General features: G+C 67.8%; 6 protein-coding genes and 1 pseudogene. 2 read left to right on the plus strand and 5 right to left on the minus strand.

Annotated elements, in window-relative coordinates; translation table 11 throughout:
- Positions 1-53: 53 nt before the first annotated feature.
- On the plus strand, positions 54-407 hold the full coding sequence (locus tag QZV81_RS01615; protein ID WP_292831474.1) for a helix-turn-helix domain-containing protein: 354 nt from the start codon (positions 54-56) through the stop codon (positions 405-407).
- 1 nt (position 408) lies between these two features.
- A complete protein-coding gene (locus QZV81_RS01620) occupies positions 409-1,371 on the plus strand; it encodes an SRPBCC family protein (protein WP_292831475.1) in 963 nt (320 codons plus the stop codon).
- A gap of 24 nt (positions 1,372-1,395) precedes the next feature.
- Here the strand turns inward: QZV81_RS01620 and QZV81_RS01625 are convergent, their stop codons facing one another.
- The 5 genes and pseudogenes from QZV81_RS01625 to QZV81_RS01645 form a co-directional block, all read right to left on the minus strand.
- Complete coding sequence (locus QZV81_RS01625; RefSeq protein ID WP_292831476.1) at positions 1,396-2,775, minus strand: NAD(P)/FAD-dependent oxidoreductase; 1,380 nt, start codon at positions 2,773-2,775, stop codon at positions 1,396-1,398.
- On the minus strand, positions 2,772-3,215 hold the full coding sequence (sufU, locus tag QZV81_RS01630) for a Fe-S cluster assembly sulfur transfer protein SufU (RefSeq protein WP_292831477.1): 444 nt from the start codon (positions 3,213-3,215) through the stop codon (positions 2,772-2,774). Before sufU ends, QZV81_RS01625 begins: the two co-directional genes overlap by 4 nt.
- Positions 3,212-4,528, minus strand: coding sequence for a SufS family cysteine desulfurase (locus tag QZV81_RS01635; RefSeq protein WP_292831479.1), 1,317 nt, complete (start codon positions 4,526-4,528; stop codon positions 3,212-3,214). The genes sufU and QZV81_RS01635 overlap by 4 nt, the downstream gene beginning before the upstream one ends.
- Before the next feature lie 43 nt (positions 4,529-4,571).
- Positions 4,572-6,599 carry an APC family permease gene (locus tag QZV81_RS01640; RefSeq protein WP_292831481.1) on the minus strand — a complete coding sequence of 676 codons (2,028 nt, stop codon included), beginning with the start codon at positions 6,597-6,599 and terminating at the stop codon, positions 4,572-4,574.
- 88 nt (positions 6,600-6,687) lie between these two features.
- Positions 6,688-7,146 (minus strand): annotated as a pseudogene (locus tag QZV81_RS01645) (hypothetical protein); the annotation flags it as partial.

Here is a 7,146-nt window from a genome sequence, read left to right on the forward strand (position 1 = left end):
AACGACCCATTCTTCTAACATACAACCAAATGGTTGTAGAACGAACTTCGCAGATGCCCGGGCTGACCGATGACGAGACGGACCGTCTCTTTCATGCACTGGCGACGGCGACGCGGCGCGACATCCTGCGCCGCACACTGCAGGATGAGCAGTCCGTCTCTGCGCTGGCCGCGAAGTACGACATGTCCTTCGCCGCCGTCCAGAAGCACGTCGCTGTGCTCGAGGCCGCCCACCTCATCATCAAACGCGCCGAGGGGCGCGAGCGGCTGGTCCGGGCGGACCCGACCATGATCGCTCGCGCTCGGGCGCTTCTCTCTCGCTTCGAAGACCTCTGGCGTCACCGCATCGATCGGCTCGATGCGGTGCTCGCCGATCCCACACATCCGACATCCACCACTGGAGAATGACATGCCCGTCACCGACATCTCAACCGACGCCGAGAACCTCACCATGACCCTCACGGCCGAGTTCGCGGCGCCCGTGAGCCGCCTGTGGGCGGCGTTCACCGATCCGCGCCAGCTCGAGCGGTTCTGGGGTCCCCCCGGGTGGCCGGCGAGGTTCACCGCTTTCGATCTGCGACCGGGCGGCCGCGTCGACTACGCGATGACGAGTCCTCAGGGCGAGGCATCGCACGGCTCTTGGGAGGTGCTTTCCGTCGACGAGGGTGCGGGGTTCGAGGTGCTCGACTCGTTCACCGACGCCGAGGGCGGACGGATGGAGGGGCTTCCGTCGATGCGGATGACGTTCGCCTTCGAAGGCACTGAGAACGGATCGCGCCTCACGAACATCACCTTCTTCACCTCTGCGGAAGCGCTTGAGCAGGTTGTCGCGATGGGCGCCGTCGAGGGATCGCGCACGGCGATGAACCAGCTCGACGCGGTGCTCGTCTCACTGCGGGAGTACGCGCAGGGCAAAGGCACACGCACCGAACTGCTCGACGACCGGCACGTGCGCATCACCCGGCTGATCGACGGCCCGCGCGAGCTCGTCTGGCGTGCGCACCACGAGCCCGAGCTGATGCGCCAGTGGCTGCTCGGCCCCGACGGGTGGCAGATGGTGGAGTGCGAGCTGGGCGAGAGCTATCGCTACGTGTGGCAGGAGGGGGAAAACGAGTCGACCCGCTTCGGCTTCGAGGGCGAGACGGTTCTCAGTGCGCCGGTCTGGCGTGCTGTCACGACCGAGCGGATGATCGGGATGGATGCCCCGGGCACACTCAACGATCTGCAGCTGTACGAAGAAGACGGCGCGACCCTGCTGACCCTGCTGATCGAATATGCAGACAAGGGCATGCGAGACATGATCCTCGCCACCGGCATGACCGAAGGGATGGAGACCTCTTATGCGCGCCTGGAGGCGGTCATCGCGGGATAGCCCCGATGGCTGCCGCGAATCCGCTCACCCGGCGGGTTCGGCGGGCGCGGCGCGGCGGACGCGCTCTGCCTTGGACGGGCGGATGGCGGGGACGTCGCCCACGATCGGCACGGGTGTGCGGTAGATCCGCATGCCGTAGCGGACCAGCAGGCCGACCATCACGGTGAGCTTGTTGCGAGGACCGAGGAGGCTGGTGATGTGGACGAAAAGCCACGCGACCCACGCCGTGAATCCCGCCAGCGCGATGGGCCTCTGCAGCAATGAGATGCGTCCCAGCGGCGGGATCCTGCGAAGCACCGGCACGTTCGCGATTCCGGGAAGCTCTCCGACCGCGGCGTGGCGCCCGATGATCGCGAGCTGGCCTCTGTCGCGGTACTCGAAGGGTTCGGTGGTCTTGCCGGCCATCAGCCGCCGAATCTGACGCGCGATGTGGGCGCCGCCCTGAATCGCGGGTTGCGCGAGCTGCGGAAGATCCTGGGGTGCCACGGCGATGTCACCCGCCGCGAAGATTCCGAGCAGCCCTTCGACCTGAAGATCTGCACCGACCCGGATGCGATCACCCGCGTCGAGGGGCAGATCCCAATGGCGGACCTCTTCGTGCGGTGCGACCCCGGTTGCCCAGATGGTGAGCTCCGAGGCGAGGACGGTGCCGTCGGCGAGGACGACACCGTCGGGTCGTACCTCGGCCACACCAGTCCCCAGCCGCAGGTCGACATCGCGGCGGCGGAGCTCGGCGAGAGCGTAGCGGCGCAGCCGGGGCGCGAACGGCTTCAGGATCTCGTCACCGCGTTGCAGCAGCGTGATGCGGAATGCGTTGCCCTCGAGCTCCGGATACGCCGGCTCGAGGCCCTGGTCGCGCAGCTCGGCGAGAGCACCGGCCATCTCGACACCGGTCGCGCCACCCCCGATCACGACGACATCGAGCCCTCTGCGGCGATCCCCCTGCTGCGTCGCCCGCTCGAGACGAGTGAACAGCGCGTCGCGGATCGCGATGGCCTGGGAGCGTGAATACACGGCGAACGAGTTCTCTTTGGCGCCGGGCGTGCCGTGGTACGCGGTCGTGACGCCGTTGGCGAGGATGAGGTAGTCGTAGTCGAGGGTCTGGCCGTCGAGGATCCGAACGCTCCGAGCCGTGGAGTCGATCTCCATGAGGTGCTCGTGGATCACGTCGAGGTTCCGCTGGCGCACGCGAAGGCTTCGCAGGAAATGGGTGACGTCTCCAGGATTCAGGCCGCCGGTGGCCACCTGGTAGAGCAGCGGCTGGAAGGTGTTGTAGACCCGGCGATCGATCAGGCTGACCCGTACGGGCGCCTTCCGGAGCGCGCGAGCCGCGCTGATGCCCGCGAATCCGGCCCCGACGATCACGACGTGGGGGAGGGCGGCGGAAGGGTCAGCAGCCGTCACGCGCGGAGGAGGGCGTCCTCGAGCGCAACCCAGGCCAGCATGGCGCACTTGACGCGTGCCGAAAACTTCGAAACCCCGGTGAGCGCGGCCGCGTCGCCGTAGACATCTTCGTCGAGCTCGAGCTGTCCGCGTGAGCGCAGAGCCTCGCGGAAGCCTTCGATCAGCGTGCGGGCTTCGTCGCGCGTGATGCCCTCCATCAGGTCGGTGAGCATCGACGCCGAGGCCTGCGAAATCGAGCAGCCCGACCCTTCCCACGTCACATCGCGGATCGTCTCACCGTCGGCGGCGACGCGCGCGCGGAGCGTGATCTCGTCGCCGCAGACGGGGTTGCGCTGGTGTGAGGTCGCCGACGCTCCCTCTTCGGCCGCGAGACCGAAGTGCTGCGGGTGCTTGGAGTGATCGATGATCAGCTCGCGGTAGAGGGTGTCGAGGTCGCTCATGATCCAGCTCCAAAGTAGGGACGGATGCCGCGGACCGCATCGACGAACTGCTCGATGTCGTCCTCGGTGGTGTACAGGGCCGTCGATGCGCGCACCGAGGCGGTGATGCCGAACCTGCGGTGCAGCGGCGCCGCGCAGTGGTGACCGACGCGTACGGCGATACCGAGTGAGTCGAGGTACTGGCCTGCGTCGTGCGCGTGCACGCCATCGACATCGAAAGACCAGAGACCGACGCGTTCCACCGCTTCGCCTCCCGCGCGTGGCGAAGGATCGCCGAGAAGCCGGATGCCGGGGATCTCCCGCAGTGCCTCACCCATCCGGGTGGCAAGCGCGCTCTCGTGCGCATGGATGCGGTCCATCCCGACGGCGGACAGGTAGCGGACGGCCGCGGCCAGCCCGATCGCGGGACCGATCGGCTGGGTGCCCGCCTCGAAGCGCTGCGGCGGCGGAAGGTACTCGGCGCCGTCGAGAGTGACGGCCTCGATCATGGATCCGCCGGTCAGGAAGGGCGGGAGCGCCTCGAGCACGTCGGAGCGGCCGTACAGCCCGCCGACGCCGTAGGGTCCGAGCATCTTGTGACCGCTGAAGACGGCCAGGTCCACGCCCAGAGCGGGGAGGTCGAGCGGCAGGTGCGGCGCGGACTGGCAGGCATCCATCACGGTGACCGCGCCCGCCGCCCGGGCGAGCGCAATCAGCTCCGCGACCGGATTGACGATCCCCAGAACATTCGACACGTGTGTGAAGGCGACGAGGCGGGTGCGTTCGCCGATGATGCCCGCGGCGGCTTCGAGGTCGAGGGTGCCGTCGTCGTGCGCCGGGATGTGGCGGAGCACGGCGCCGGTGCGCGCGGCGAGCTCTTGCCACGGGATGAGGTTGGCGTGATGCTCGATCTCGGTCGTGACGATCTCGTCGCCGGGCGCGAGCGCGAAGCGAGCCGATGCAGGTGTTCCGCGTCCGAGCGTCGCATTCCCGATCGAGTAGGCGATGAGGTTGAGCCCCATGGTCGCTCCGCTGGTCCAGACGAGATGCTCGGGTTGGGCCCCGACGAACCCGGCGACGGTCGAGCGGGCGTCTTCGAACAGCTCGGTCGCCTCCGCCGCGAGCGTGTGCGCTCCCCGGTGGACGGCGGCGTTCGCGTGCGTCAGGAAGTCGCGTTCGGCATCGAGCACGGCGGTGGGGCGCTGGCTGGTCGCCGCCGAGTCGAGGTACACGAGGGGATGCCCGTTCACCTCTACCGCGAGGACCGGGAAATCCGTGCGCAGGCGCGCGGCATCCAGCGTCGGCGCAGCGGTCTGGGGGTTGGCGGTGCTCACGGCTCTAGGCTACGCCCCGCCGCTCGGGTGGGCGGCGTAGGCGTCAGGACTCGTCGTCGGTGTGCGCGACCAGACCGTACGACGCTATGCGGCCGGCGCGGTCGTCGCCGGGCAGGGGGCGCGAACTACGCCCGTAGATCAACCCGGAGGAGTCCAGGAGCCAAGGCACGAGTGTGATCGAGACGCCGTGGACCATCATGAGCTGCTGGGCGATGCGTCGCGCGCGCCGATTGTGCAGCAGGCGCTCCCACCAGTGACCGACGATGTACTGCGGCAGATACACCGTGACGACCGAGGAGCCGTGCTGCTCGCGGTACTGCTCGATGAAGGCGATCAGCGGGGTGGCGTAGTGCCGATAGGGCGACTCGATCGTCACGAGCGGCAGCGGCATCTGGTGCAGCTCCCAGTCCGACTTCACGGCGTCGGCCTCGTCCTTCGTCACGGCGATGTGGAGGGCCAGGGTCTGGCTGTGGTTGGCGGCGAGGGCGTAGTCAACCGCCTTTGCGACGGGCTTCTGCAGGCGACCCACGAGCACGATGGCGACATCTCCGGTCGAGCCGTAGTGAACGGTGTCGTCCATCGCCGTCTCGTGGGCGACGTCCCGGTAGTAGCGGTTCACACCGATCATCAGGACCGACAGGATGGGGATGGCCAGGAAGACGAGCCACGCGCCGTGGGTGAACTTGGTGACTGTGACGATCACCAGCACCAGCACCGTGAACGCGGCACCCAGTGAGTTGATCAGCAGTCCCGTCTGCGCCCCACGACGCTCGGCGCCGCGGACGAAGCGCAGCTCCCGGCGCCAGTGCTTGACCATGCCGATCTGGCCGAGCGAGAACGAGACGAAGACGCCGATGATGTACAGCTGGATGAGGGTCGTCAGCTGCGCTTGGTAGATGATCAGCACGGCCGCGGCGGCCAGACCCAAGATGATCATGCCGTTCGAGTAGACCAGACGGTCGCCCCGCGTGTTGAGAGCTTTCGGCGCATAGCCGTCGCGGGCCAGCACCGAGCCGAGCAACGGGAAGCCGTTGAAGGCGGTGTTGGCTGCGAGCAGGAGGACGCAGGCGGTCGCGGCCTGGATGATGAAGAAGGGGATCGACCCCGCGCCGAAGGTTGCGGCTGCGACCTGAGCCATCAGGCTCGGCTGCGGCTGCGTGCAGTCGAATCCGATGAGGTGGCACGGGTTCTCGGCGTAGTGAACACCCGTGATGAGCGCCAGCAAGGTCAGGCCGGCGAAGAGCAGGATCGCGATCGAGCCCATCAGCGCCAGCGTGGTCTGGGCATTGCGGACTTTCGGCTTCCGGAACGCGGGGACGCCGTTGCTGACCGCCTCCACGCCGGTGAGTGCCGAGCATCCGCTGGAGAATGCCCGGAGGATCAGCAGGATGATCGCTGCCTGGGTGAGGTCTTCGGCCTGCACCGCATACTGGGCGCTCTCGGCGACCGGCGCATCGCCCAGGCCCCAGCGGATCAGACCGGTCACGACCATGACGGCGACCGAGGCGATGAACACGTACGTGGGGATCGCGAAAGCCTGCGACGCCTCTCGGACGCCGCGCAGGTTCACGACGATGATGAGCACGACGAAGCCGACCGCGAGCTCGACGCGCCAGGGGTTGAGCCCCGGGACGGCGGAGATGATGTTGTCGACGCCGGATGCCACCGACACCGCGACGGTGAGGACGTAGTCGACCAGGAGAGCGGAGGCCACGACGACACCGGCCTTCTCACCCAGGTTCGTGCTGGCGACTTCGTAGTCCCCGCCGCCGGACGGGTAGGCCTTGATGAGCTGGCGGTAGCTGAGGACGACCACGATCAGGAGGGCGATGACGGCCGCGGCGACCCACGGGCTGAACGCCAGGAACGCCGTCCCGCCGATCAGAAGGATCATCAGCAGCTCCTGCGGCGCGTAGGCGACGGAGGAGAGCGCGTCGGAGGCGAAGATCGGCAACGCCATCTTCTTCGGCAGCAGCTGCCCCTCGAGCTCTTCGCTCGTGAGGGGCTCGCCGATGAGGATCCGCTTGGCGATCGGCGTCTCGTCGGACGCGGCCCGGCTTTCTTCAGTCACGGCGGGCGACACTACGCCAGGTGGCAGGTTCGCGCAATCCAATCGGACCGGAAGTTCGCCGCGGGGCCGGAATCACCCTCGGCGAGCGTCAGAGACCCAGGGGAATGTATCGGTATACGACCTCGGCCACGCGGTCCCCGTCCGTGACCGCGCGTGCCCCGTAGGTGCGAGCGCCGTCGACATAGAACGTGTTGCGGTCCTCGCCGAAGATGAAGCTGGGAGGCGTGCTGGTGGACTCGGAATCGGGGCCCGCGGCGCGCAGCTCCGCGATGGGCTGGCCGATGCGGAGACCGAACTCGGCCGAGATCTTGACGCCGGCGACCTCGTTCGCCGTGAACGACGCGTACGTGGGTGCGTCGACCTGGTCGCGAGGCTTGCTTCCCTCGCTGAGCAGCACATCGCAGAAGCGGAAACCGTTCCACACGGAGCACGTATAGGCATAGAAGCGAGAGTCGCCCGTCTCGATCTCGGTCGTCGGCTCCGCGCCGAACGCTTCGGAGAGAGCGGCGACAGTCGGCTCGGCGCCGTCTGCCCAGGAGTGCGTGAA

Origin of the sequence: Microbacterium sp., from assembly GCF_011620665.1 — a bacterium.
GTDB lineage: Bacteria > Actinomycetota > Actinomycetes > Actinomycetales > Microbacteriaceae > Microbacterium.